The following is a 24,809-nucleotide window of genomic DNA, read 5'->3' as shown; positions in this document are numbered from 1 at the left end:
TGTTTTTCAAAAGAACAAGAACTAATTTCAACTATTTTCTCCAACTAAAGTCATTTTAGTATAATTTAAATTTATTAAAATAACAATTACTCCTGAGACAAATCACAAAAAGCAATAAAAATGATTATTCAAGCGAACTTTCCGTTGTTAAATTTTCTTTTTTCATCATTATATTTTTAATTTTTTTGATTTGAATAGATTGGGATGATTCAAATGGATTCATACCCCTCCTCGATACGAACAAAAGAACTTCACCAGCTCCTAGACATTTTGTCTAAGGCTTAGTGAAGTTCTTTTTTGTGAAAGTCTTAAGTCTTTAATGGCCAATCCATTCTTCTCATTTCTTAACCCCAAAAAAAAGCCCAACTATTTTAAGTTGGACTGTACACTTTTTACTTATTGACATCATGATATTATCCAAAAAAGGCCAACAATACGCCCGCAGCAACAGCTGAGCCGATCACTCCAGCCACGTTCGGCCCCATTGCATGCATCAACAAGTAGTTGTTGGGATTCTCTTCCTGACCCACCTGTTGAACGACGCGAGCAGCCATGGGAACCGCCGAGACCCCTGCAGCTCCGATCATCGGATTGATTTTACCGCCGCTGATTCGATACATCACTTTGCCAAGCAAAACACCTGCTGCTGTCCCGATACCAAAGGCTAAAAGTCCTAAAAGAATAATTGTCAGTGTGTCAAGAGACAAAAAGAGGTCTCCATCTGCTTTTGCCCCAACTGTAATTCCCAAGAGAATCGTGACGATGTACATCAACGAATTTTGCAAAGTATCAACCAGCTTAGGAACCAGCCGGCATTCACGAATCAAATTGCCCAGCATCAATAAGCCAATCAATGTCGTGGCACTAGGAATCAGCAAACTGATAAAGATCGTGACGATTATCGGAAAAACGATCTTCTCCTTTTGAGTGGCTTTTCGCGTTTCTTTCATCACTACTTGCCGCTCTTCCTTCGTGGTCAATAAACGGATAATCGGCGGCTGGATGATTGGAACCAGTGCCATGTAGGAATAGGCTGCCAATGCGATCGCCGGCAGAAGATGCCCAGCTAATCGACTGGTCAAAAAGATTGCTGTTGGACCGTCTGCTCCGCCAATGATTCCAATTGATGCTGCCTCCTGGGGCGTCATACCTGCGACCACCGCTAGAAAGAATGCCGCAAATATCCCAAATTGTGCGGCTCCTCCTAATAAAATCGTTTTAGGGTTCGCCAGCAAGGGACCAAAATCCGTCGAAGCTCCCAAGCACAGGAAGATCAATGGAGGATAAATTCCTAAATTGGTTCCTTGATAAAGGTAATACAGAATCCCACCCGGGCTCCCGTCAGCGCCTGGGTTCATCAATCCTGCCAAAGGCAAATTGACCAACAGGATACCAAACGAAATCGGTATCATTAGATACGGCTCATATTGCTTTTTGATTCCCAGATAAAGAAATACACAGGCTAAAAAAATCATGAATAAATTGCTGAAGCTCAAATTTGCCAAGCCTGAGGTATCGACCATCTGCTTTATGATCTCAGTCATATCATCCCTCCTATATCGTCATCAAACGCTGGCTGGATTCTACGCTTTGGTTCTCTGAGACCTCGATTGCCGACACGGTACCATCCTGAGGCGCCAATACAGGGGTCTCCATCTTCATCGCTTCTAAGATGCACAGTGTGTCTCCAGATTTGACTCGATCACCGATTTTCACCTTGATAGATAAGATCGTTCCTGCCATGGGTGCAGATACCGATAATTTCTCGGAAGAAGGTTCAGGAACATTCTGCGGTTTTTGTACCTGCTTGATCGGTTCATCTTCAGAAAGCTCCCTCAACGAAACCTGGTAGACTTGCCCATTGACTGTTACTTCATAGTTTTTCATCGTCCATCCTCACTTACTTCATTCTTTTGACTTCTGCTACTTGAAATTTGCTGCCGGATTTCTCTTCACTCGCCACTGCCAAAGCAGTGATGACTGCCACTTTTGCTAAAGGATCACCTTCTACCAGCTCCTGTGTTGTCATAGGAGCGGGCGGATCACTTCTTTTTTCTTTTCCTTCAGTGCTTTCGACAGTCTTGCCAAAGATTTTGGCATTGATCATCATTAAAAACATCAGTCCTACTAACACAAGAAAGACGACTCCCATTGAAAAAAGAGTCAATTTAAGAACTTCACCCATTGAATAATGCACTTTGCTGCCTCCTTATAGATATCCAGTTACTTTTATGACTTCTTCAGACGTGGTCGCAGGAGAAGCTCTTTCTTGCAAAAAGCTTTTCCCCACCTGAGGGAACAATGCATACGTTAGTACATCCTCATCCGTCTTAGCCAATCCCCCGATTTCTCGCCGCAGCTCTTGGAATTCTGGTTTTAAATGATTGGCAGGCCTGTCTGTGATCACAGGCGCATCGCCAATAAGTTGTTTGCGAAACGTCTCCTTGATCGGTACCGGCGACTTCCCGTATTCACCAGACAAATAAGCCTTGATCTCATTTGAAACCATCTTGTACCGCTCGTTGGTCAAACAATTCATGGCTGCTTGGGTGCCGACCATCTGACTTAATGGGGTAACCAATGGCGGAAACCCCAAATCGGCACGCACTCGCGGAACTTCTTTCAAGACTTCCTCGTATTTATCCAGAGCATTGGCCTGCTTCAGTTGCGCGTACATATTGGACAACATGCCTCCAGGCACCTGATAAATCAACGTCCTCGGATCTGGGATCAGCATCTTAGGGTCCAACACTCCGTTTACTAAATACCGATCCTTCACCTTGCGAAAATGATCGGCCACTAAAGAAAGCTTTTCAAAATTTAGTCCGCTGCTATAGCCGCTTTCTTCAAACGAAATGGCTAAAGACTCCGTTGCCGGCTGGCTTGTTCCTTCACTAAGAGGAGAGATCGCTGTGTCGATCCGATCTGCCCCTGCGTAAACAACCGCTTGGTACGTCATCGCCGCGACTCCGCTGGTGCAATGCGTGTGTACAATGATTGGTACCGAGACGGTCTCTTTCAAACGACTGACCAGCTCAAAGCCCTTTGCAGGCGTCAAAATCCCCGCCATGTCTTTGACACAGATTGAATCTGCTCCCATGGCCTCAAATTCTTCAGCTAATGCAACAAAGTAATCGATCGTATGCACTTCACTGATGGTATAGGCCAAAACCAGCTGTGCTTCTTTTCCGCAGGCTTTGACTGCCTTCAAGGAGGTCTGGACATTTCTTGGATCATTCAATGCATCGAAGATTCGAAAAATATCGATGCCGTTTTCCGCAGATTTTTCTACAAAGGTCGTGACCACATCATCAGCATAATGGCGGTACCCTAGCAAATTTTGCCCTCTTAGCAGCATCTGCAGAGGTGTCTTCGGCATTTTCTCCTTCATCGTCCGCAATCGCTGCCACGGATCTTCCTTTAAAAAACGAATACAGGCATCGAAGGTTGCGCCTCCCCAGCACTCGATCGACTCAAAACCGACCTCATCCATCACAGGCAAGATCGGCAGCATGTCCTCGATCGACATCCGTGTCGCCATCAAGCTTTGATGCGCATCTCTTAGAACCGTTTCAGTGATTCCTATTCGTTGATTCTTCAATCGCTACACCTCTCTTGTTCAAATTTTCACTTTCATTAACAGCATGGACTGCTTTGTTTTAATAACTTGCTCAACTAAAAAAAGAAGAACCCCTCCCTATTATTTTAACATAGTCTCTTCGTCAAAATAAATTTAAAAGGCGTTCTTTCCAGACGATCTGATTCTTCTATACGGGACTCAAAACAGCGGGGTTATTTTTGTGATTTATAAAAAACTTCTTCCAAAAACAGCCCGTGTGCCGGCGCTGTTTCCCCCGCATGCTCTCTAAGCTTGTGGTTAAAGACATCGTCGATAGCCGTAGGAGCCAATCGGCCGGCACCAATCTCCAGAAGAGTTCCCACGATGATTCGAACCATCTTGTGCAAGAAGCCATCTCCAACAAAGGTAAACTGCAGCAAACTGCCTTCTTGATGAATCGTTAGTTCATTGATGGTGCGAACCGTCGATTTCTTCGTCTTCTTCAATGCTGAAAAGCCAATAAAATCATGGGTGCCGATCAATTTCTGACAGGCCTGGTTCATTTTGTCCAGATCCAACTGCTGCGGGTGGTGAAAGCTGTATTGTCGCTCAAAAGCCGACGGGATGGGATTGTTCCAAACATGATAGCTGTAGCGCTTGCCAACAGCATTGTAACGTGCATGGAATCTTTCGGAGACCTCCTCTGCTTTTTTGACAACGATATCCTTTGGCAGATAGCGATTGAAAAATTCAATCATTTCCTGTGTGCTCAGTGGACTGTTTGTTTTGAAATTGGCGACCTGGCCTTTGGCATGCGTACCGCCATCCGTTCTGCCTGATCCGACGATCTCGATTTTTTCACCCGTCATTTGTGTGATGATTTGCTCGATCTTCCCTTGAATGGTTTTTTCGGAATTTCCTAGCCGCTGCCAGCCCAAATAGCGTTTTCCATCGTATTCGATCGTTAGTTTGATATTTTTCATCTAAATAATTTGCTCCTCTTAGGTCTGAATAATGTCGTACTTTTACACTATACCATTTTCTGCAGCCGCAGTTATAACAAACTCTTTTATCTACCACGATTCCTCCACAAAAAAACTGGAAAAACATAGGCATTTTGGCTTGAGAACCTTAGAATAAATGATAAAATAAGGAATCACATCTACAGTAGATAAGGAGAAAAGTTGTACATGACCTATGCACTTGAGATCAACGAATTAAAAAAGAAATACGCCTCTGGAGTAGAGGCACTGCGAGGCATCAACTTGACGGTGGAGGAAGGGGATTTTTATGCCCTTTTAGGTCCAAACGGTGCCGGAAAATCCACCACTATCGGCATTATCACTTCTTTAGTGAACAAAACCTCCGGCAGTGTAAAAGTCTTTGGCTACGATATCGAGAAGGAATTGGTGATCGCCAAGCAGCAAATTGGGTTGGTTCCTCAGGAGTTTAATTTCAATCCCTTTGAAACCGTCCAGCAAATCGTGGTCAACCAAGCCGGCTATTACGGCGTATCCCGCAAGGAAGCTTTGGTGCGCAGCGAAAAATACTTGAAGCAATCCGATTTGTGGGAAAAGCGCAATGTCCGTGCCCGAATGCTTTCTGGCGGAATGAAACGCAGATTGATGATCGCCCGTGCCTTGATGCACGAACCGCGTTTATTGATTTTGGACGAACCAACGGCGGGAGTCGATATTGAATTGCGTCGTGAGATGTGGGATTTTCTGCGGGAGCTGAATGCCAGTGGAACGACGATCATTCTGACAACCCATTATCTGGAAGAAGCTGAAATGCTGTGCCGCAACATTGGAATTATCCAGTCCGGCGAACTGATTGAAAACACCAGCATGAAGAGCCTCTTAGCCAAGCTGCAATTTGAGACGTTTATTTTTGATTTGGCTCCCTATGAGCAGCGTCCGGAAATCATCGGCTACAACACGCAGTTTGAGGATGAACAAACCCTCGCCGTCGAGGTCGAACGAAACCAAGGGGTCAATGAACTCTTTGAGCAGCTATCCAACCAAGGCATCAAGGTACTGTCGATGCGCAATAAATCCAATCGTTTGGAAGAGCTGTTCTTAAAAATCACAGAAGAAAAACGTCAAGCGGAGGCCCAACATGTTTAATCTATATTTCACTGCACTAAAAAGTCTGGCGGTAAAGGAGACCAATCGTTACCTGCGCATTTGGGTACAAACTCTTGTGCCGCCGGTGATCACTACGTCCTTGTATTTCATCATTTTTGGGAACCTGATCGGTGGAAGAATCGGTGAAATGGCCGGCTTTTCCTACATGGAATTTATCGTTCCCGGTCTAATCATGATGTCGGCAATCACCAGCTCGTATTCAAATGTGTCTTCTTCCTTTTTCTCTCAGAAATTCCAGAAAAACATTGAAGAGCTGTTAGTCGCACCTGTTCCGACCCATGTGATCATTTGGGGCTTTGTGATCGGCGGACTGGGCAGAAGTGTGTTAGTCGGTACTTTGGTAACGATCATCTCACTGTTCTTCGTCCCGCTTCATGTGTACTCATGGTTTATTGTTGTCGTAACACTATTGATGACGGCTATCTTATTTTCTTTGGCAGGATTGTTAAATGGAATCTTCGCCCAATCCTTTGATGATGTGTCGATCGTTCCAACCTTTGTTTTACAGCCGTTAACTTATTTAGGCGGTGTGTTTTACGCGATCTCCATGCTGCCGCCGATCTGGCAGGCTGTATCTAAGATCAATCCGATCGTGTATATGATCTCCGGGTTCCGCTACGGATTCTTAGGCTTGATGGATGTGCCGATCGTCTTTTCGATGCTGATTCTGATCCTGTTCATCTCTGTGCTTTACATCGTTTGCTGGCGATTGATCGAAAAAGGCCGCGGATTGAGAAGCTAGGCATGTGTCCTTTAGTTTATTAAAACCTACGAAAAGAGCGTTCCAGAAAGCTGACTCACTTCTGGAACGCTCTTATTTTCGGATCAATTTGTCCTAAATGCGTATTATAAAAGGCGTGTTTACCTATGGATAAACAGGACAAAAAAGATTGATTGTTTTCAATCCTTTTTACTCGTCTATTGATGAAAGTTCTTTTCTTGATCTTGTAAAATTGGGATAGCAGGGCTCGAACCTGCACTTACCTGATTCAGAGTCAGGCGCCTTACCAGTTTGGCCATATCCCAAAAATCCAACAGGAAAAGAATACCGCCAGTTTTTAAATTCTTCAAGTAAAACGACTTGGTTGATTTGATAAAGGAACGATGTAACCAGACAGGCAGTGTCTATGAATCGCTGACACTGCCTGTCTGGCTAAAGATTACTTCAATTGTTTATACTTCAATAATTTTTGAGCTGTATTAACATCGGTTACTAACGAATTGACGATCTTTCCTTGAATGGCAGCTGCAATGGCACTGACCTTTTCAGGTCCCCCAGCGATCCCTAAACGAATAGGAATGCCCTTCAAATCAGATAAATTCAAGGCAATCACTTGATTGTTCCAAGCACAATCCACAATTTCTCCATTTTTATCAATAAAATTATAGGAGACATCGCCTACCACGATCTCTCGGTCGACATTGGTCACTTCGCTATTGGCTAAATAAGTCGCGCGCATTTCTTCATAGATCGGAGCATTGCCAATGCCCAACAGACAAATATCCGCTTTTTTACACACACTAAAAATAGAATCCACAAACGTTTCTTTCAGTAAAATACTTTTCGTAAAGCTTGAATCCACAATGATTGGTGCATGCAGCTGCAAAAAATGCCCCCCGCTATGCTGACTGAATAATTCGCAGACGACATTGGCCTGGATGTCTTGATGGGTTTTGCCGAGTCCGCCAGACAAAGGAACAAACGTGAGACTTTCCATCGGACTCGTGTAGGGATAGCTCGAAGCCATCAGGTGGACAGTCGTTCCGGCCGAGACGGCGATAATGCTGTTTGGCTTTAAAATTCTTAAGAAATAGTCTCGTGCTGCTTGAGCCAACTGATTTTTTTGATTTGCTGCATCAACAGTCGAGCATAAGACCACATGATCCAATCCGAACAATTTCTGAATTTCCGATTCCAGATCGACATACCGATTGGCCGTATTATCATGAATGATCGTTTCAACGATTCCGAGCCTTTTCGCTTTGGACAAATACTTTGAAACTTGAGAACGACTGATATTGAAATAATCGGCAATTTCCTTTTGCGGTCGTTCTTCATCGTAGTACATCCTTGATAATTTCACTAAAAAATCCACATCATCAAAACTCAATTTTCCCAGCACCTCTCAATCCATAGAAAGCCGATTCTAAAGTCTTCAACTTAGTATAACAAAAGTTCCACCAAAAGATGAAAGCCTTTAATACAATCCGAAGCTCAGCAGCCAAGCCACCACCACTGCGATCGGTCCAGTGATCAAGCGGGTGAAGAGCACTGCCGGCGTACCGATCTCCACCGTCTCTGGCGTCGCTTCGCACAAGGTCAGCCCAACTGGGATGAAATCACAAACCACCTGCGAGTTGATCGCAAAAAGTGCAGGCAAGGCATAGGCTGTCGGAATCGTTCCCTTGCCGATCTCAACACCCACCAGCACACCGACCACCTGGGCAATTACCGCTCCCGGTCCTAAAATGGGAGACAGGAATGGAATCGCGCAAATCACAGACAAAGCAAGCAATCCCGGCAAGCTTCCTGCTAATGGTTTTACTGCATTGGCAATCACATCGCCGATCCCAGAATAATTAATGATCCCCACCATGATACTCACAAAGGTCATAAAAGGCAGAATGTTTTTAATCACGATATCGATGGATTCTCTGCCGCCTTGATAAAACACATTCACTACTTTTCCGATCGCTTTTCCTAAGGCTGCGACATACCCCATCAGGTTTTTCTTTTGGGGTGCTGGTTCGATTTTTTCTGTGGCTTCTGATTCTTCTTTATCCACGGTCGGTGCGATGATGGGTGTTTCTGCGTCTTCCTCTGTCTCGGTCGCTAAGGTGATGTCTTCCAAAGAAGGACCAGAAACAAAAATATCCTCCGTCATAAATTTGCTCAAAGGACCCGAAGGCGAAATCGCATGGACATCGATCGTTTTGACTCCCATTTTTGGATACACGCCGCATCTCAACGTCCCGCCACAATCAACCACGACGATAATCATCTCTTCAGGTTCGATTTTTTCTTTAAACCCATCCTTGGTCGGCACCTCCAGCAGATCGGCGATTTTCTGAGCAATCGGATGGATCCCTCCACCAGTGATCGAAACAACATATTTTTGTGTAGGGGTTTCAAAAACACTTAACGGTCCGCCCCAGCCTTTTGATCCATGTTTGATCGTTACAACTTTTCTCATCTTGCTACCTCCTTGGCATCACTGCTTTTCATCAAGCGCTTCGTGAACATCTCAGTAATCGTTCCCCGAATGAAACACACAATAAACCCAGCGATCAAATAGCGAACAGCCAACGGCGAAGTCGATAAGCCTAACGTTGTGATTCCTGACGAGATCCCGATCCATACGAACAATTCCCCCGGGTTGCCGTGAGGAAAGATCCCCGTCATCGGATGGGCAATCGTCCCAACCGTATCAATAAATGCAGGTTTTTGTTCTTCTTTTAAAAATCGTCCCATGGTGAATCCCATCGGGTTTGATAAGAAGAACAACGAGCAAAACGGAAGCAATGTCGTTCGGAAGATCGTATACTTCGTGAGCTTTTGAGAAAAGCGCGCGACTCTTTCTTCTCCGATCAGTACGACCAAAGAATTAATAAAAGTCAATAAAACCAACAAATTGGGCAAGATTCCCGTCACTAACCCGATCAAATTTTCTCCGCCAGCGTTAAATACCCCGGTGAATCCTTCCGCTAGTTTAATCAAAAAATCCATCTTTTTTCCTCCTTAGATAAGTGCTCTGTTTGCGTTTTTCAACGCATCTTCAAATGCTTTCTTTCTAAAATCCTTTGCATTCGATAAATATTCATGTACCTCTTGAATGGAGCATCCGACCAATTGACTGACTTGCTTCGTTCTTGAAAAAACGGTCCTGCCTACTAATTCGTGAAAGTCGAGGACACGATTTTGTTCCGAGAGAGCGACGATGATAATCGCTCCTTTCTTAAAACTGTAGCCGGATTTCGCCTTGCCGATCGTCACCACACACGTCTCCTGTCTTTTTTTCATCGACTGTATCGAATGCCTTAAATCGTTCATTTGAAGATAGGACAACAACCCGTTGACAATAAAAAAAATGAGTGCACCGCTAACCATTAATGACATCTGACCTCTCCTTTCAAAGTAACTGTTCTGCATATTTTTGTAAGCGCTTCATACTGACAATTAAAACCGCTATACGAACAAACGTCAATCATTTATGGAAAATAGAACATAATTTCCATCATTGCCAAATATTCGAATTAAAAATAGAATTTATGTTCCATTCTATTTCGATCCATTGACATTCGTTCAGCCAAATCCTATTGTGAAGGTGCATAAAAGGAGTAAGCGTTTCAAAAACACAAAGAGGTGAATACAATGGGAGTAATGACAAAAGCAGTTCGATTGCATGGGACAAAGGATCTTCGATTGGACGAATTCGAATTGCCTGATTTAAAAGACGACGAGCTTTTAATCAAGGTTTTGACAGACAGCATCTGCATGTCGACGTATAAGTTGGCACAACAAGGAGCCAATCACACACGGGCTCCAAAAAACTTGGAAGAGCATCCTGTTATCGTGGGGCACGAAATCGCCGGAGTGATCGTTGAGATCGGTAAAAAATGGCAGCACAAATACAAAAAGGGCCAGAAATTCACGATCCAGCCGGCCCTAAATTATAAAGGCAGCAATGCTACCCCGGGTTATTCCTATGAGTTTTTCGGCGGGGAAACCATGTATGCGATCGTTCCGCCAGAGGTGATGGAATTAGATTGTTTGTTGACGTATGAGGGTGAGAGTTTCTTTGATGCTTCCTTGACTGAACCTGTCGCTTGTGTGATTGCCGGCTTCAAACGCAACTATCATACCAGCAACGCGAGTCATGAGCATGACATGGGTGTGAAAAAAGACGGCAGACTGGTGATTCTCGGCGCTGGGGGGCCAATGGGGCTAGAAGCTATTGATTATGCTGTGCATATGGAAAATGGCGCCAAAATGGTAGTTGCTGTGGATACGTCAACGGATCGCCTTCAGCGTGCGCAAAAGGTTTTGCCGATAGAGGAAGCCCAGAAAGCAGGCGTGGAATTAATTTATCACAATCCAAATGACTGGAAGGATCCTCAAGAATCAGAAGCGGCGTTATTGGCTCTGACCAAAGGACAAGGCTATGATGATATTTTTGTTTACGCTCCGATCCAGCCCCTGATTGAGGAAGCGGCACATCTTCTTGGAGAGGACGGCTGCTTGAACTTTTTTGCCGGTCCGATGGACAAAGAACTAAGTGCAGTGATCAACATGTACGATATTCATTACAAACGGACACATTTGGTCGGCTACAGCGGCAGTGTGATGGAAGATATGCTGGAGGCCATTCGTTTGTCCTCGCAGGGAATCTTAAGTCCAACTGTGATGATCACACATATTGGCGGATTAAATGCCGCTGCAGAGACCACCCTCAACCTGCCAAAAATACCAGGTGGAAAAAAATTGATTTACACCCACATCGATCTTCCATTGACAGCGATCGCCGATTTTGAAGAGTTGGGAGCATCCAATGAGCTGTTCAAGAAGCTGGCAGTCGCTTGCAAAAACCATCGAGATTGCTGGAACAGTGACGCAGAAAAGATTTTATTCGATCATTTTGGAATACGCATTGAGGAGGAAAAATCATGTTAGTGACGATGAAGGAAATTTTGGAAGATGCTCGTGAAAAAAAATACGGAGTTGGTGCCTTCAACACTCCAAATTTAGAGGCCGTTCAAGCAGTGATTACGGCTGCAGAAGAAGTCGGTGCGCCCGTTATTTTGCAGCATGCGGAGGTTCACAATGACTTGATTTCTATTGAAGAAATCGGTCCGATCATGATCGATTACGCGAAAAGAGCGACAGTTCCCGTGGCTGTACATTTGGACCACGGTGCTTCGTACGAGATGTGCGTCAAGGCCATTCGTCAAGGCTTTACTTCGGTGATGTATGATGCGTCCAGTAAAGACTATGAAACCAACTTAAAAGAGACGAGTGAAATCGTGAAGATTGCCCATGCAGCTGATGTGACGGTGGAAGCCGAGTTAGGACATATCTTCACCTCCGCAATCGGCAATGGGGAAGGAAGTGTCGCGGATTCGGTTGACGATTATGAGAATTTAGATGATATCTATACCGACCCAGACTCAGCAAAAGCCTTCGTTGCTGCTACAGGTGTCGATTGTCTGGCAATCGCCTTTGGTACGTGCCACGGGGTATATGTAAAAGAACCCGTCCTGGATTTGGACCGGATCACGGCGATCAAGAAAAAAGTCGATATTCCTTTCGTGATGCATGGCGGTTCTGGTGTCTCGGAAGAGAATTACAAAATCGCTATCCAGAATGGCATCTGCAAAATTAACTATTTCACCTACATGAGTCGTGCCGGAGGAGAAGCCGTTCGAGACTATATACAAACATTGGATGCGGAGCAGCCAGCCTTCTTTGACCAAATTGCTGTCCTTGCTTCTGAAGCAATGAAAAAAGATGTAAAACGAGCCATCGAAATATTTAAAGGGTAATAAGGAGGAGCCGTATGACAAAATCAATCGTCACACACATTGGAGAATCTGCCTATTTTGAAGACTACCCTTTACTGGTTTTGTTTAATGAAGATGCCCCTGAAGAGTTGAAGGATATTTGTGTGCTTCACAGGTTTATCCAAGAACCAGCGCTTGAAGCCTTCAAAGCTGGAGCTACCTTTATGTTTGACCAAGAAGCGTATTCCATCTTAAAGGTCGGAAGTGTCGCGTTTGAAAACTTTAAAAATCTAGGGCATATCTGCCTTCAATTTGGCGACGACCCAGCAGCAGACATCCTCCCTGGAACCGTGCTGCTGGATAGAAAGGAACTCCCTCGATTGAAAGCAGGCAGCTTGATTGAAGTGGCGGTCACAAACTAGATAAACGTAAAGCCATGAACGTCGGCTAGAGCTGTCCATAAAATCGTCCAGCGATGATCGTCTTTTCGAGGTCATCGCTGGTCTTGTGAGGCGTGAGTACATGCGTTCTTTCTCGACTCCATTCAACAACGGATGTTATTATTGCAAACCACTTAACACCTGATTGATTCCACCTAATTCCCCAGTCGTTGGATTCTCTCCACGCCACCAGGTATCCCGATAACTGTCGGTTGTCGTCCCCGCTGCTTCAACTTTCAGCTGCAATTCTAGTGCAGCATCCTTGTACTCTGCAGATAAGCCGCTATCTAAGCGGACCGTTGTGAACAGATTCGGTGTTGTATCCTTTGATTCCAGCCTGCCTTTATAATAGTAGAACCCGTCACCACCAGCTTGCCACTCGTTGGAAATGTCTAAATGAATCACCTTGCCGATCTTAGAAGGCAGAATCGTTCCATCCGCTTGAACGATTTCAGGATGAATCATTACTCGGACAAATTGAGGGATACTGCCAGTATTTTTTACCGCCACTTCCTTTTTCACAGGACTGTTTAACTCGATCCCTTTCTCAGATTCGAAGGCTTCGACCAGCTCAGCTTCAAGATTCCCAATCTGAAAATTATTCGTTCGTTTGTCTGTTTTGCCTTTTTTAGTTTGCTGTGGAGGGGTCTTGGCTTCCCATTTTCCGTAAAGAATCAAGTCGCTCATCACAGGCTGACTGAAATCCCATGCCTCGGTGTGTGCTGCATCTTTGTACCAGCCTTGGAAGGTAAAGCCGTCCTTCACAGGATCGGCAGGCCTGCTTAATTTTTCGCCTTTTTCAATTGTTTGATCTGTAATTCTACTTCCGCCAGCCGTTTCAAAACGGACCGTCACCGGTTCACTGCGCAAGAATCCATTTGCGATTGGGCTGTAGCTGTACAGTGGTTCGATCATTCCATCCTGATTTTCGATCTGTGCATCTCGTCCGACCGACCAAAATGCTAGCTGACCAATCTTTTTCTCTCGTGCATGAGCCACCAGCTCTTTCATTTGTTCCTGTGTAAACGTGGGATGACCAGCACGAGCACCGATCAAAGGAGTCGAGCCGATTTTCTGATACGCTTGTTCCTCAGTCAGAGTGATTCCTTGATACGTGTGGAAAAAATGCTTGACCTGTTCTTTGGTATTTTCGACTGCCTCCTTCGACGCCTGCACATAGTCTGTCACTCCACCTCCATAGCACATCGTCATAATGTTGATCAGCTCTAGTTGGACGCCTTCTTCCAAATAAGCTCGAAGATCATCCTGACCTGCTTTAATCAGTCCCTGAGGCATGACTGGAAGCGTCAGCGTGACCTGCACCCCCGTCTCTTCTTGAATCCGCTTGATGGCTTTGGCATTGACCTTATTCTTTGCATAACCAGTCCCAGTACCTTCGATATCTAGGTCGATCCGTGTCAGACCATAGCCTTGGATGATCTCACGGTAGGTGTTCACTAAAACATCTACGTCTTCAGTCATTTGCCAAAAGGCAGTCGGTTTTGCACCGCCAAAGGACACTGTGAAATCCCGACCGCTCTCTCGAAATTCCTTAAGTGTCCGCTTGATGCCTAGATACTGCGGATCTGTGCTGCCCTCTGACAGCTCCCCATAGCCAGCCCAGCCCCAATGAATCCGGTCACTCTCCGTAAAGACACCTTGAATGAATCCAAGATTAAAATAGTCAAAGCCTGTGTCTTCAGCAAAAGCAACCAGATTTGGTGCTCCTTTGTAGTGATACCCCTCTTTTCGCACATACGTCCCCATGTTGAAATACGGAGCCAAAACGGGCCTCGGCCAACTTTTTCCGACACCAACTCCATAATCACTTGCCCGAATGATGGGGGTCTTTAGGCAAGCAAGTTCTTCCTTCGCATGCCCTGGGACAGTCCACCCACAAAACAAAAACACAACTGTCATTAATCCTGTTACTATTTTTTTCATGCCTTCTCCTTTTTTCAAAAAACAAGACTGAACCCTCTCAGCTGGCTCAGTCTGTGCCCCTATTTATTGACGCAGCTCTACACTTTCTGTCTCCTTGGCTTCGCAAAAGGGAAAATACTCATAAAACGCATCCGTCAGTCGGTACCCTTTCCCCCATGTAGTCTGAATGATCTCTTCACGAATACCGATTTCCAGGAACCGCTGTTTTGTCTTGCGAATCAGCAAAGACAGCTGAGCCATCTTAGACGAATTTGGTTCATTTTCCCATAAGATGCGACACATGTCTTCCCGAGAATAAAAACGTCCCTCCCCTTCCATCAAGGCATTGATGATTTTCCGTTCATTGTATTTGAAATGACATTCCTTCAAGGCATGCGCATTTCGTCTAATCTCCAGTGGTGATTCCTTGAAATTTGCGCCGCTTTCGACAGTCGAAGGCGAAAAGGTAAATCGCTGATTCACCTGATCAATCAGCTCTCTCAACGGCTCAAAGCCGACATAATCCTGGATCCACCCCTGGATACCTTGCTCTCGCCAATATTCCTCATCGGCCTTTTTGAGCGGTTTGTCCCCCTTGCGAAATACTGTGTGCTTCTGCGGATTAAACAACTGCACGATCCAATTGACTTCGGTATCTGAAAAGGATTCACTCAGCACGATGATCTGAAAATGGTCGATGATTTGTTCTAGAAAAGACTGAGGCTGGTGGGCACTCAACAAACGACTGGTCACGTATACCTCATGATTCAAACGCTGTAATTGCAGCTCCAACTGCTGTTCTGCAAGAACATTCTTGGTAATAATTACTATTTGCATCCGTAAAACTTCCTTTCCTTATTGATTCACTGTTGTGCGGACTGTTGCTTGTTCTGCGCACTTTCTTTCGACCAAGCAAGCCGCTGCATGCTGGACTGTTGCTTGCCAATCCCCGTATGCTTGCGTCAAATTCTGATTCTGGACTTCTACTTCACTCATGATCGATTGGGTGCGGTCGCTGATTTTTGTCAGCTCCTGCTCTGCTGCTGCAAAAATATCTTGGGCTTCTTGCCAAGCTTCTTTGACGATCTCTTTGGCTTCTCGTTTGGCCAACAGCAGTGTTTCGCCGATTGCTTCTTTCGACTGCAGGATTTGCCGATTCAAGGCTTGATTTTCCTGCTCCAATTCCCTTAGACGTACGTGTGTCTGCGTCAGCTGTTGAACTTCTTGTCTATGCGTTTGTTCGTTCAGCTCTGCTTTTGTATCACTCAGCTCCTGCTGCAAGGTCTGGATTTGTTGTTCCAGTTTGCTTGTCAGCTCTTTCCACTGCGTCAACTGGCTTTCTTTTTCCTGCTGTTCTGCCAAAGAGGGGGATTCTGCGAGTTGAGCGGTCAGCTTTTCCTTTTCTTGACAGAGCGCCTGCCACTCTTCAAGAGACGGGACTGCCGCCAAACGTTCCTGGAGGGTATGAAGCTCGGCCTGCAGCTGCTGGGCTTCCTCGATCGCCGGATGATTGTCCAGCTGATCCTGCAGCCAAGCCTTCTCCTCCAGCCACTGTTGTTGCTGCTCCTGAGTAGGCATATCTGCCAGCTGCTGTTTCAGCTGCTCTGCTTGGGTCCTCCAAGTGTCGATCTCGGTCAGCAATGCTTGATTCTCGGCTGCCTGCTGTTCCAGTTCGGCCTTTTCCAGCCGTAGCCTGCGCAATTCCTGCTGCGATGGATACTCGGTCAGCTGCCCCTTCAATGTACGGGTCATTTCCTCCAGTTCATTGATCGCAGCTTCGGTCTCTGCCTTGACCTCTCCCAGTACCTGCTGCTCTTTTTCTTCGAAAGCCTGAGTCTCTGCCTTGTATCGCTGAGCCATGGCCTTTTGTTCTTCGTAATCCAGCAGCAGGGCACTTTGTTCCATCAGCTGTTCCTGCAGCTTAGCCACTTCTTTTCGATAGCCAGCTTCGACCTCTTTGGTCTTCTGACGTTCGTTCAGCAGTTGTTCTGCAGTCCGTTCAGCCGAAGACTGTTGCTTTTTTAGCGTTTCCAACAGTTCCAGTCGCTCGTCTTCTGCTGCCTGAAGCTTGGCCTCCAGCTTCTTGTTGTATTCGATTGTAAGGGTCATGCTGTCCAGCCGCATCGTCAAATGATCTCTTTCTGCCTGCAGCTCCTCCAGCTGACCCTTGTACTTTTCTTTCTCCTGTTCACCAGCCTCACGAATCTCATTCATTTGACGCCTTAGAAGGGTCAGCTGCTTCTCTTTTTTCGCCAGCTGCTCATAGGCATCATCATCCAGTTCATCAGACATCAGTTCATTGGGAAGCTTGTCAATCTCTCTCATGATGTTTCTAGTAAAAAATCGGCCATCTCTTTTTGCTGCCATCTGTCTTCCTCAGCTTTCTTCTCATTGTCTGCTTGGTGCCATCCGAACATCCTGGACGATCTGTCCTTGGTCCAGATGGATCACGCGATGAGGGAATTGGCGGACCAACCCCAAATTATGTGTCGTCATCAGCACCGTGACTCCCCGCTGGTTCAACCGCTCCAACAGATGGATCACGTTGCGGGCATTTTGCGGATCAAGGTCGCCTGTCGGTTCATCGGCCAGTAAGATGCGCGGCTGATTGACCACTGCTCTGGCAATAGCGACTCGCTGTGCTTCCCCACCAGACAGCTGTACCGCTGACTTCTTATGACTTAGACCTACTACCTTCAAGACCTGATCCACCCGCCGCGGAATCAACTCCGGCGGTGTATTCACAATATCTAGTGCGTAGGTAATATTGTCTGCTATATTGGTCTGCGGCAGCAGACGAAAATCCTGGAAGACCACTCCGATCTCCCGCCGCAGATAAGGAATTTCCCTGCGCTTCATTTTTCGTAGATTCCGCCCATTTACCCTCAGCTCGCCGCTGTCTGGATTGATCTCCTTATACAAAAGCTGCAAAAGAGTGGACTTTCCTGCCCCGGAAGGCCCTACGACGTAAACGAATTCTCCAGTACGAATATGTACATTTAGTTGGTTCAAAATCAAAGGTGGACGCCTTTTTTTGCCTTTGCGCCCCTCTGTCCCCAGCTTGCTCACATTTCTTAAAAAAATCATGGCTTCTCCTCATTTACTTTGGATAACGAATACTTATTTTTACCGCGATACAGGCACTGAGTCCCCCTATCAGCAGCGCCCCTGCCAGCACACTGCCGACCAACCCCAGTATCAACTGGGAAAGCGGCAGACAATGATAGCCAAAAAAGGTCAAGGCTTTAGGTTGTCGAGACAGGAGCCACCCGTAGCTGCCTGCTGTCAAAAGCACCGCCAGCACACCGCCAGTCACTGTCAAGACCATCGCCTGTAGGACAAACGGCAGGCCGATGTAGCTGCGGGTCGCTCCCAGTAAGGCCCGTGTCTGGATCTCCTCCTGCCGCGACTTCATACTCATGACCAAGGTAAGCAGCAGGATCAGCAGTGTGAACACCGAAGAGGCTGCCAACACGACTGTCCCCAGCTTTCTGACCGAGCGCACCAGCTGCAGCAAATTGTCCGCCAGCTCATTGCCATAATTGGCCTGCTGCACCCCGTACAGCTCAGCGATCGCTTGGGTCGTCAGCTTGATCTGCTGTTCATCCTCCACCGTGACCTCAAACTTGTCGTACAGCGGATTCGAATCTCCTTCCAGCAGTTCAAATGCTTCGCCGTATTGTTGGATCATCTGCTGGATACTCTCATCCTTCGAAACAAAGGTCACCTGCTGGACGTTTGGGGTATCCATCAGCTGGGATTTTAAGACCGTCAAGCCCTCCTGATCCGTGTTGTACTCGACGAAGACGTTGATCATCAGATTTTCCTGTGCCTGCCGTGAAAAATCTTGGACATTCATCATCAGAATCAGCAGCAGACTGAAGATCAGCATCATGATCAGCACCACACTGACACTTGCCAGAGACAGGAACGGGCCCTTGCGAATATTTTGTCCCCCTTCTTTCAGCATTTTCTTGATCAGATAGCCTTGCATCCTGTCGTCCTCCTACGTTGTTTCGATTGATTCCTGCTTCACTCTGTCGCTTTTTCTTAATCACATACCTCTTCTTTTCCGCAGCATGGCTCATTCCGAGCGAAGCACTCGACCTGCACTGCTGAAAGGGTAATAGCTGCTGTGGGTCACCTTCACGACTTCGCCAGGCTGTGGCGCATGAATATAGTAGCCGCTGCCGATGTAGATGCCGACATGATGCGCCGGATTCCCCCAAAAGACCAAATCACCTGGACGCAGCTCACTGATCGGGATCGACTCTGCGGCCCCTTGCTGAGCCTGACTGACCCGCGGCAAAGAAACCCCGTTCTCTGCATAGACCCATTGAACCAGTCCGCTGCAGTCAAAGCCCGCTGGCGAAGTCCCGCCCCAGACATAAGGCACGCCAAGGTAATTCTTCGCTGACTGGATGATCGCCTGAGCTTTGTCTGATACTTCTTCCTCTGAGGTCAAGACCGTCACTGTCCGCACCTCCTGCACGATCTCCTCCAGCAGCTCCTCTTGGGCCTGTTGGTGAGCCAACTCCTGCTGCCGCTGTTCCTCCTGCTGCAGGGTCAATAGCGCCTGATTGTCGGTCAACTCCTGCTCCAAGGCCGCCTTGCTCTCTGCTTGTGTTTTCAGAACGTCGTCCAATTCCTGACGTGTCGTCTGCAGCTCCGTCTGTTTTTGCTCACAAGCTGCTTTTTTTTCCTTGATCTTCGCGACCAGATCGACGTAAACCTGCAGATGGTCCTCGTCACTCTTTTTGATGGCTCCGACGGCTTGATCCGTCTGCCAACTCTTGGCCCATTCCACCAGATGCAGCAGGGAAAAACGCACGCTGTTCTCCTGCAGCTGGATCGCCCGCACGCGAGCGGCGATCTCTTTTTTCAGCTTCTCCTGTTTTTCTGTTAACTCAGCCAGTTCTGACTCCTGCACCGCTTTTTCCTTGTCTAACTCCGCCAGCTTCGTCTCCAGTTCATCCTTCTTCACTTGCGCATTGGCGATCGCATCGTTGAGCTGCATCAGTCGTGCCTGCAGGTCATCGATCGTCCCTTGTGTCTCCTCCTGCGGGTCCGCAAAAACCGGATCTGCTGACAAGACAAGCCAGCCTCCTACGAGCTGGCTTGCGAACAGACTGACCATGCCATAAGCAGCAATCTTCTTTATCCTATGTTCGATTCTTTGCATACCGTTCCCTCGTATTTCCTAGTTATTTCCAGTCTCATTTACTCCATCATGCATGCAGTGCAATCAGCCGCTGCAGCTTTTCATTGTTTTGGTACTCCTTGTAAAAGTCCTCAGACAAGCTGTAGCCTGCTCCCCAGTCCGTGTTGACCATCGTCTCCAAGATACCTGCTCTTAAAAACTTCGTACGGATGTTGCTCACCATATTGGACAAGGAAGCCAGCTGCGAATTTTTCGAGCTGCACTCTGACCATAGCAGCTGGCACAGCGCCTCTCTGGTCGTTGTCTTTTGCCCCTGCTTCAGCAGCACCTTCAGCAGCTGACGTTCCATTGGGCTCAGTATGGACAATCCCTTTTCAAATCTCAGGTGGTAGTCGATCTCCTGCGTCCGCTGCTTCTCCCGCGTCTGAAAGTGAATGACCTTGGTCTGCTGCTGCTCCAGATTCAGCTGCGACAGTCGTTCCCGCAGCTCCGACAGTGTGCCTTTCAAACACAGAATGCCTTTATAGCCCTTCGTCTGGTAGCGCCGCAGCTCCCCTTCTGATCCTTCACTGTCACACACCCGAAGTACAGCCACTCGTTTGTTCTTCAGGGCTGCCACCAGCCGCTGCGCCTCGTCATTGGTGATCGTATGGCTGAGGATCACGATGGAAAAGCACTTCAAAATGGACAGATCGTCCTCCTCGAATAAGATCTTATGTACTAAGTTGGAGGAAAAAAACACCTCCTGATTCAGTCGATAAAGCCGCTCTTGCCACTCCTGTTCTCCCAATACATTTTTCGTCAAAAATAAGATACTGCTCATCCAACCCCAGCTCCTTCATTTTTTATCCCGTATGTTTCTATGAAGCTCCTGCAAAAAGCCAATCGTCCTCGAGTTCCCTATCCTTCCTGCTGGCTATCCGACAGCACATTCCACAGGATCACACCTGTCAGCACCAGACAGATCAATACTTGCAGCAGCAGATGATCGAAGTACAGCTCCACGATCTTGATGCTGAAGATCGCTAAGAAGAAGCACGCCAGCATCGTCAATGCCAGCTGCACCTTCCCCAGCTCCTGCTTGATCCGATAGACCGTTTCGATTGGCACTCTTTTTTCATAGGCGATCTGACGTACCGACTGCTTCTCCAGCAATAGCCGCAGGATCTCACGGTACAATCCCTTTGCCTCTGGGTCCTTGCTAAAGAGCGAATACCGCCTCTTGTCCGTCGGCTTCTCCCGACTCAACTGGATCAAACGAGGGTACAGCATCCGCTCATTGTGTGCCGACCATTGGAAGACCTCCCGCCACTGCGGCAACGAAAGAAGCGGAAGAGTCACCACGTCCAGCTCCATCCCCCGCTCCTCTAATTGATCCACGACCCGCAGCAACAGCTGGTAATCCCGTGACAGTACCTCTAACGAAGCTACTACCACCATATCTCCTGGCTGACCATAGGCCAACAATGCTGTGAACTCACTGGCAGGCGCCAAAAGCCCGCCAGTCTGATCCACAAACCATTCATCGATCCCGCTATATTCGATTTTTTCCTGTTGTCTCTGCGCGTGCGGCCCGTATACATATCCTAATCTCATGGCTTTCTTCCCCTGCTCGTTCGTTCTCTCTCTTGTCCCGCCGACTTTCCAGCCGGTCGAGGTCTTGGTGCTGGCCGCTTCGGCTCCAAACGCCGAGCCAGCTTGTGCACCTTCTGCTCCAGCTCCGCATTCTTCTGACTGATCGTCAAAAGCAAGTAGCTGTGGGTCAGTAAAACCAAGGCAATGCCTATCGCGATCCCTATATTCAACATCTCGTAAAAATTCCTTCTATTTAATCTGGCCAAACTTATTTAGTTCATAATCCCAATGGTACAGCCCCACCGTGTCATTCGCCCCACGGTTGGGCTTGATGAAGATGGTGATCCATTTTTCGTAGACGCCGGCGGAGAAGTCGTACTGATAATTCCCGGTACTTGCCGAGGCGAATTGGTGATTCACATTAGTATCTGTCACCGCATAGCCAGCATATTCATAGTTCGATGGAATCACGGTACTCAAATCCAAGAACTTGTTCGTATCTGGATCAGGGATCAATAAACTAACGTCTTTAAATGGTGCTTCTTGTGAATCACCTGGTGTTCCAGTACTTTCTACGCCACTCTTCACTTGTATATCAAAGGTCACATCATTCGTATTCTTCAAGGTTACATAGCCATTCTTCGGCGTCACGATCTCTTTGATCGGTGCGTCTGGTGTGACAGCCATTTGACGGATGTGGAAGGTCAATACTTCGTTTGCTTTTTTCACATGATAGATGGTTGCTTGTTTGAACGTCGCATCTCTATACGTCACATCGCCATCTTTTGGATTGCGGTTACCATCGGTGGTACGTGTATGTTCCAACCCAGTTTGGCTAAAGTTCCCTGGCAATGGTGCAGTCGTATCCTCCAAGAAAATCTGAATCTTATCACCCACGTTATAACCACCACCCGGAATGGTATAGCTCCATGCGCCTGCCCCATTGGCTGTCCCTGCTGCAACAGGCGTGCCATCATTCACCGAGATAAACACTTTTGCATTCGGTTCCACCGTTGCGCTCAAATTTGTATCTTCATCGGAAATCTTGTTCCCAGTGACCTTGATCGGTTCTGGTGGGGTGACATCTAATACTGTCGTTTTTTCTGTGTCAGACCAGAAACTATTTGCAATCATTTGGGCTCTCGCTTCTACTTCTTTGCCTGCAATTTGGAATTGTGTATCGGTATAAGATGCGATCCCTCCACCTGTCAAGGTGATCGGTCCTCGAACATTGGTACGTGTATCTGTGAATTCCGCCCGAACCTGAGAAGCATTAGCCGGAGTTTCAGTGAAGATAGGCATTCCATAATCATCAAATTTCCCTGTTACTGTCGTCCCTGTCACTACTCGCGCATCATAGGTATACTGAGCATCCGTGATATAATTCATTTTCACCATAGGTTTTTGACCTATGTTGTTAAGACGAGCCCTCAAAACTGGTGTAAAAGCATTGAGTCTTGTTTGAAGCCCTAGGTCAGAAGACGTGATATTCGTCACATTTGATGGGTTCCACTCACTCCCTCTTACAGTAAGCTCAGCTATATCCTGTGCTCCATAATCAAAAGTAGATCCTAAGCCCCCAGTAGATCGATAAAAGTTGATATCCGAATTAAGCACTTGAAGTTTCCCATCATTTAAGCTAGTTATTCTCGCAAAAGGTTCTTGTCCGAGCTCAAAAATTTTCGGTGCATTTAGGACGAATAAATTTTGATAATTTTCGAAGTAAACAGATTGTGAACGAAATCCAAAAAATAGCGCGTACTCTGGTTTATTCATATCAATATCTAGTGTATATTTTCTATTTTTTGCGGCATCTTTTGACACAATTGCAGGTAATCCTGTCATACCCAAATAAGATAGTATGTTCACTTTCGCATTTTCTTTTGCTTCAAACCGTTTTTCTTGCTCTTTAGGCGTATATTTCAATGTTGCCGTATCCATATAGAATGCATAGTTCGTTCCTACATTAAACCAAGCACCATCATCAACAGTTATTTTTGAAAACTCATCATGAATCGTAAGACTGTATCTGTACGGTTGTCCACCCGTTAAAGACACGTATCCAGCCGCAAAATAAACGTAACTATTTTTTTGTTGCGTAAATTCTCTACTCTTCCCTGTAGATTCTCCATCAATCGTCTTGTACCAAAAATGAGGAACATAGCGAATGCGATTTGCTGGCGCGCTTGCAAATCCAATTGTTGAGTAGATGCCCGTTCTTAAAACAGTATTCTCTTCGACTACTACACTTCCACACGAAAAAATTGTTTTTCCTGTATGAATTTTATTGAATCCATAAAACGTAACTTCCGCTTGATCCAATGCTCCAAAACCACCCGGTATATGACAATTCTGATTTGCGGGACCAAGCATAGCGGTAGACACATTTCCTATTCTGAAATACCAATTCTGAGTTACGGTTGAACTAGCCACATTCGTCTCATTATACCCATCGCTATTTATAAACGCTTGGTAACCACTAGAGTAATCATTATTAGATCTCGCATTTTGTGAACAAACGACATCATGTATGTGAAATACAGCTTTATTTATCGGATCAGCATCTGCAATTCCAAGGTTTCCACGATTCAATTCAAGTGTGTGACCTTGGCCATCAATCTCAATCGAAGATTCTCTCTTATAGATCGTCCCAACATTAGCAGGAGAAATAATATCATTTTTCATGATAATTTTTGTGACAGCTTCGGTCTGATATGCCGCTAAAAACTGAGCATATGTGGTCACTTCTTGCACATTCACCAACGGATTAAACCCATGCACCGTATTGTAGTCATCATTTGCCTGAGCGATTGCTGCTCCATAAGTTGCTTTATGGTCTGCTAGGTCGAAAATATGATGCTCGATCAAGTCTCCCGAAAAAGATTGGGGTGCTCGTGCTTGTTTTTTCTTGCTCTGTTGTGCTTGCACTTTTTCTGATCGTCGTTCTATTCCTTCTTCATTTGGAACAGTGAAACGTTCGCCTTCTTTTAGTTTTATTTCTTCTTCCACTTCGCCCGCTTCTCTCGGTCCGATGAAGGTACTTTCTTCTGTCACACTCTCTTTTGTTTCGTCTTTCTCCTTCGACTTCTTCGTGGATTCCTCCGTCGATTCTTTTGCTTTCTTCGTTTCTTCCGTCGTCTGTTCCGTCTTCTCTGTCTCCTCCGCGCCTACCCTTGGCACGGTCTGGTTCGCGAAGACGATCATCGGTAGGATGAGGAGTAGAATAAGGGCTTTCGTTACGTTGGGATGGTTTCGCTTTTTCATCGCTTTTTTCTCCTTTGCTTCGTGTCTATTCGTTCTATATCGTTCGCTGATTTTCTCATTAATAGCGATCAAACCATTACTGTCCATGGTGATGATCTCATCTATATTAATGAGGGGGGAGCGTGTTTTACCGTTACTGATTTTTTTATTATGGAGTGAGCAGCCTCGGGAGCTGCTCACTCAGTATGGATGATGCTGTTGATCGCCCCATGCCCAACCGGATTGGAAAGAGGGAGGAAGGT

The 24,809-nt window shown here is 46.3% G+C and carries 24 protein-coding genes and 1 tRNA gene; 5 read left to right on the top strand and 20 right to left on the bottom strand.

Annotation, left to right across the window (positions count from 1 at the left end; genetic code table 11):
* Window positions 1-413: 413 nt before the first annotated feature.
* From NRIC_RS17885 to truA, 5 genes are all read right to left on the bottom strand, one after another.
* Window positions 414-1,544: a sodium ion-translocating decarboxylase subunit beta gene (locus tag NRIC_RS17885; protein WP_146624083.1), complete on the bottom strand. Its 1,131-nt coding sequence runs from the start codon at window positions 1,542-1,544 to the stop codon at window positions 414-416.
* A gap of 10 nt (window positions 1,545-1,554) precedes the next feature.
* Complete coding sequence (locus NRIC_RS17880; RefSeq protein WP_146624082.1) at window positions 1,555-1,887, bottom strand: DUF2118 domain-containing protein; 333 nt, start codon at window positions 1,885-1,887, stop codon at window positions 1,555-1,557.
* A 13-nt stretch (window positions 1,888-1,900) separates the two neighbouring features.
* Entirely contained in the window at window positions 1,901-2,197 is a 297-nt protein-coding gene (locus tag NRIC_RS17875; RefSeq protein WP_175580153.1) for an OadG family protein, read from the bottom strand.
* A 12-nt stretch (window positions 2,198-2,209) separates the two neighbouring features.
* The gene (locus NRIC_RS17870; RefSeq protein ID WP_146624081.1) at window positions 2,210-3,601 is read right to left on the bottom strand and encodes an oxaloacetate decarboxylase subunit alpha; all 1,392 of its coding nucleotides are present in this window, start codon (window positions 3,599-3,601) and stop codon (window positions 2,210-2,212) included.
* 191 nt (window positions 3,602-3,792) lie between these two features.
* Complete coding sequence (gene truA, locus NRIC_RS17865; protein WP_146624080.1) at window positions 3,793-4,542, bottom strand: tRNA pseudouridine(38-40) synthase TruA; 750 nt, start codon at window positions 4,540-4,542, stop codon at window positions 3,793-3,795.
* Between the two features lie 207 nt (window positions 4,543-4,749).
* On the opposite strand from truA, the gene NRIC_RS17860 reads away from it, so the two are divergent.
* Window positions 4,750-5,685 (top strand): ABC transporter ATP-binding protein, encoded by a 936-nt coding sequence (locus NRIC_RS17860; RefSeq protein WP_146624079.1) that lies wholly within the window; start codon window positions 4,750-4,752, stop codon window positions 5,683-5,685.
* Window positions 5,678-6,448 carry an ABC transporter permease gene (locus NRIC_RS17855; RefSeq protein WP_146624078.1) on the top strand — a complete coding sequence of 257 codons (771 nt, stop codon included), beginning with the start codon at window positions 5,678-5,680 and terminating at the stop codon, window positions 6,446-6,448. Before NRIC_RS17860 ends, NRIC_RS17855 begins: the two co-directional genes overlap by 8 nt.
* A 211-nt stretch (window positions 6,449-6,659) precedes the next feature.
* Here the strand turns inward: NRIC_RS17855 and NRIC_RS17850 are convergent.
* The 5 genes from NRIC_RS17850 to NRIC_RS17830 all read right to left on the bottom strand — a co-directional run bounded on the left by NRIC_RS17850 (window position 6,660) and on the right by NRIC_RS17830 (window position 9,823).
* A tRNA-Gln gene (locus tag NRIC_RS17850) sits at window positions 6,660-6,732 on the bottom strand.
* Between the two features lie 134 nt (window positions 6,733-6,866).
* Window positions 6,867-7,817 carry a sugar-binding transcriptional regulator gene (locus tag NRIC_RS17845; RefSeq protein WP_146624077.1) on the bottom strand — a complete coding sequence of 317 codons (951 nt, stop codon included), beginning with the start codon at window positions 7,815-7,817 and terminating at the stop codon, window positions 6,867-6,869.
* A gap of 87 nt (window positions 7,818-7,904) precedes the next feature.
* The gene (gene srlE / locus NRIC_RS17840) at window positions 7,905-8,900 is read right to left on the bottom strand and encodes a PTS glucitol/sorbitol transporter subunit IIB (RefSeq protein ID WP_146624076.1); all 996 of its coding nucleotides are present in this window, start codon (window positions 8,898-8,900) and stop codon (window positions 7,905-7,907) included.
* Window positions 8,897-9,433: a PTS glucitol/sorbitol transporter subunit IIC gene (srlA, locus tag NRIC_RS17835; protein ID WP_146624075.1), complete on the bottom strand. Its 537-nt coding sequence runs from the start codon at window positions 9,431-9,433 to the stop codon at window positions 8,897-8,899. The genes srlE and srlA overlap by 4 nt, the downstream gene beginning before the upstream one ends.
* A 12-nt stretch (window positions 9,434-9,445) precedes the next feature.
* On the bottom strand, window positions 9,446-9,823 hold the full coding sequence (locus NRIC_RS17830) for a transcriptional regulator GutM (protein ID WP_175580152.1): 378 nt from the start codon (window positions 9,821-9,823) through the stop codon (window positions 9,446-9,448).
* 255 nt (window positions 9,824-10,078) lie between these two features.
* Between NRIC_RS17830 and NRIC_RS17825 the strand changes: the two genes are divergently transcribed.
* From NRIC_RS17825 to NRIC_RS17815, 3 genes are read left to right on the top strand one after another with little or no spacing between them, the layout of a single operon-like run.
* A complete protein-coding gene (locus tag NRIC_RS17825; protein ID WP_146624073.1) occupies window positions 10,079-11,377 on the top strand; it encodes a zinc-binding dehydrogenase in 1,299 nt (432 codons plus the stop codon).
* Complete coding sequence (locus NRIC_RS17820; RefSeq protein WP_146624072.1) at window positions 11,371-12,246, top strand: class II fructose-bisphosphate aldolase; 876 nt, start codon at window positions 11,371-11,373, stop codon at window positions 12,244-12,246. Before NRIC_RS17825 ends, NRIC_RS17820 begins: the two co-directional genes overlap by 7 nt.
* 14 nt (window positions 12,247-12,260) lie before the next feature.
* Complete coding sequence (locus tag NRIC_RS17815; RefSeq protein WP_146624071.1) at window positions 12,261-12,626, top strand: PTS glucitol/sorbitol transporter subunit IIA; 366 nt, start codon at window positions 12,261-12,263, stop codon at window positions 12,624-12,626.
* A gap of 138 nt (window positions 12,627-12,764) precedes the next feature.
* Here NRIC_RS17815 and NRIC_RS17810 read toward each other — a convergent pair whose 3' ends face one another.
* The 10 genes from NRIC_RS17810 to NRIC_RS17765 form a co-directional block, all read right to left on the bottom strand.
* Complete coding sequence (locus tag NRIC_RS17810; protein WP_146624070.1) at window positions 12,765-14,588, bottom strand: InlB B-repeat-containing protein; 1,824 nt, start codon at window positions 14,586-14,588, stop codon at window positions 12,765-12,767.
* 63 nt (window positions 14,589-14,651) lie between these two features.
* Window positions 14,652-15,404 (bottom strand): winged helix-turn-helix domain-containing protein, encoded by a 753-nt coding sequence (locus tag NRIC_RS17805; RefSeq protein ID WP_146624069.1) that lies wholly within the window; start codon window positions 15,402-15,404, stop codon window positions 14,652-14,654.
* 18 nt (window positions 15,405-15,422) lie between these two features.
* Window positions 15,423-16,934 (bottom strand): hypothetical protein, encoded by a 1,512-nt coding sequence (locus NRIC_RS17800; RefSeq protein WP_146624068.1) that lies wholly within the window; start codon window positions 16,932-16,934, stop codon window positions 15,423-15,425.
* A 21-nt stretch (window positions 16,935-16,955) separates the two neighbouring features.
* Window positions 16,956-17,654: a cell division ATP-binding protein FtsE gene (locus NRIC_RS17795; RefSeq protein ID WP_146624067.1), complete on the bottom strand. Its 699-nt coding sequence runs from the start codon at window positions 17,652-17,654 to the stop codon at window positions 16,956-16,958.
* 13 nt (window positions 17,655-17,667) lie between these two features.
* The gene (locus tag NRIC_RS17790; RefSeq protein ID WP_146624066.1) at window positions 17,668-18,561 is read right to left on the bottom strand and encodes a permease-like cell division protein FtsX; all 894 of its coding nucleotides are present in this window, start codon (window positions 18,559-18,561) and stop codon (window positions 17,668-17,670) included.
* A gap of 90 nt (window positions 18,562-18,651) precedes the next feature.
* A complete protein-coding gene (locus tag NRIC_RS17785) occupies window positions 18,652-19,749 on the bottom strand; it encodes a C40 family peptidase (RefSeq protein ID WP_146624065.1) in 1,098 nt (365 codons plus the stop codon).
* A 46-nt stretch (window positions 19,750-19,795) separates the two neighbouring features.
* On the bottom strand, window positions 19,796-20,551 hold the full coding sequence (locus NRIC_RS17780) for a helix-turn-helix domain-containing protein (protein WP_146624064.1): 756 nt from the start codon (window positions 20,549-20,551) through the stop codon (window positions 19,796-19,798).
* A gap of 77 nt (window positions 20,552-20,628) precedes the next feature.
* On the bottom strand, window positions 20,629-21,324 hold the full coding sequence (locus NRIC_RS17775) for a recombinase family protein (protein ID WP_146624063.1): 696 nt from the start codon (window positions 21,322-21,324) through the stop codon (window positions 20,629-20,631).
* Window positions 21,321-21,536 (bottom strand): hypothetical protein, encoded by a 216-nt coding sequence (locus NRIC_RS17770; protein WP_146624062.1) that lies wholly within the window; start codon window positions 21,534-21,536, stop codon window positions 21,321-21,323. Before NRIC_RS17770 ends, NRIC_RS17775 begins: the two co-directional genes overlap by 4 nt.
* Before the next feature lie 16 nt (window positions 21,537-21,552).
* On the bottom strand, window positions 21,553-24,567 hold the full coding sequence (locus NRIC_RS17765) for a pectate lyase-like adhesive domain-containing protein (RefSeq protein ID WP_146624061.1): 3,015 nt from the start codon (window positions 24,565-24,567) through the stop codon (window positions 21,553-21,555).
* Window positions 24,568-24,809 lie beyond the last annotated feature (242 nt).

This window comes from Enterococcus florum, from assembly GCF_004309355.1.
GTDB classification, from domain to species: domain Bacteria; phylum Bacillota; class Bacilli; order Lactobacillales; family Enterococcaceae; genus Enterococcus_A; species Enterococcus_A florum.
This window is presented reverse-complemented; position numbering and strand designations above follow the sequence as displayed.

What these genes read in the sequence shown, in the direction of transcription:
- NRIC_RS17885 (WP_146624083.1), bottom strand. Translation starts at nt 1,544, where the DNA reads ATGACTGAGATCATAAAGCAGATGGTCGATACCTCAGGCTTGGCAAAT.
- NRIC_RS17880 (WP_146624082.1), bottom strand. Translation starts at nt 1,887, where the DNA reads ATGAAAAACTATGAAGTAACAGTCAATGGGCAAGTCTACCAGGTTTCG.
- truA (WP_146624080.1), bottom strand. Translation starts at nt 4,542, where the DNA reads ATGAAAAATATCAAACTAACGATCGAATACGATGGAAAACGCTATTTG.
- NRIC_RS17860 (WP_146624079.1), top strand. Translation starts at nt 4,750, where the DNA reads ATGACCTATGCACTTGAGATCAACGAATTAAAAAAGAAATACGCCTCT.
- NRIC_RS17855 (WP_146624078.1), top strand. Translation starts at nt 5,678, where the DNA reads ATGTTTAATCTATATTTCACTGCACTAAAAAGTCTGGCGGTAAAGGAG.
- srlE (WP_146624076.1), bottom strand. Translation starts at nt 8,900, where the DNA reads ATGAGAAAAGTTGTAACGATCAAACATGGATCAAAAGGCTGGGGCGGA.
- srlA (WP_146624075.1), bottom strand. Translation starts at nt 9,433, where the DNA reads ATGGATTTTTTGATTAAACTAGCGGAAGGATTCACCGGGGTATTTAAC.
- NRIC_RS17830 (WP_175580152.1), bottom strand. Translation starts at nt 9,823, where the DNA reads ATGTCATTAATGGTTAGCGGTGCACTCATTTTTTTTATTGTCAACGGG.
- NRIC_RS17825 (WP_146624073.1), top strand. Translation starts at nt 10,079, where the DNA reads ATGGGAGTAATGACAAAAGCAGTTCGATTGCATGGGACAAAGGATCTT.
- NRIC_RS17820 (WP_146624072.1), top strand. Translation starts at nt 11,371, where the DNA reads ATGTTAGTGACGATGAAGGAAATTTTGGAAGATGCTCGTGAAAAAAAA.
- NRIC_RS17815 (WP_146624071.1), top strand. Translation starts at nt 12,261, where the DNA reads ATGACAAAATCAATCGTCACACACATTGGAGAATCTGCCTATTTTGAA.
- NRIC_RS17810 (WP_146624070.1), bottom strand. Translation starts at nt 14,588, where the DNA reads ATGAAAAAAATAGTAACAGGATTAATGACAGTTGTGTTTTTGTTTTGT.
- NRIC_RS17805 (WP_146624069.1), bottom strand. Translation starts at nt 15,404, where the DNA reads ATGCAAATAGTAATTATTACCAAGAATGTTCTTGCAGAACAGCAGTTG.
- NRIC_RS17800 (WP_146624068.1), bottom strand. Translation starts at nt 16,934, where the DNA reads ATGGCAGCAAAAAGAGATGGCCGATTTTTTACTAGAAACATCATGAGA.
- NRIC_RS17795 (WP_146624067.1), bottom strand. Translation starts at nt 17,654, where the DNA reads ATGATTTTTTTAAGAAATGTGAGCAAGCTGGGGACAGAGGGGCGCAAA.
- NRIC_RS17790 (WP_146624066.1), bottom strand. Translation starts at nt 18,561, where the DNA reads ATGCAAGGCTATCTGATCAAGAAAATGCTGAAAGAAGGGGGACAAAAT.
- NRIC_RS17785 (WP_146624065.1), bottom strand. Translation starts at nt 19,749, where the DNA reads ATGCAAAGAATCGAACATAGGATAAAGAAGATTGCTGCTTATGGCATG.
- NRIC_RS17780 (WP_146624064.1), bottom strand. Translation starts at nt 20,551, where the DNA reads ATGAGCAGTATCTTATTTTTGACGAAAAATGTATTGGGAGAACAGGAG.
- NRIC_RS17775 (WP_146624063.1), bottom strand. Translation starts at nt 21,324, where the DNA reads ATGAGATTAGGATATGTATACGGGCCGCACGCGCAGAGACAACAGGAA.
- NRIC_RS17770 (WP_146624062.1), bottom strand. Translation starts at nt 21,536, where the DNA reads ATGTTGAATATAGGGATCGCGATAGGCATTGCCTTGGTTTTACTGACC.
- NRIC_RS17765 (WP_146624061.1), bottom strand. Translation starts at nt 24,567, where the DNA reads ATGAAAAAGCGAAACCATCCCAACGTAACGAAAGCCCTTATTCTACTC.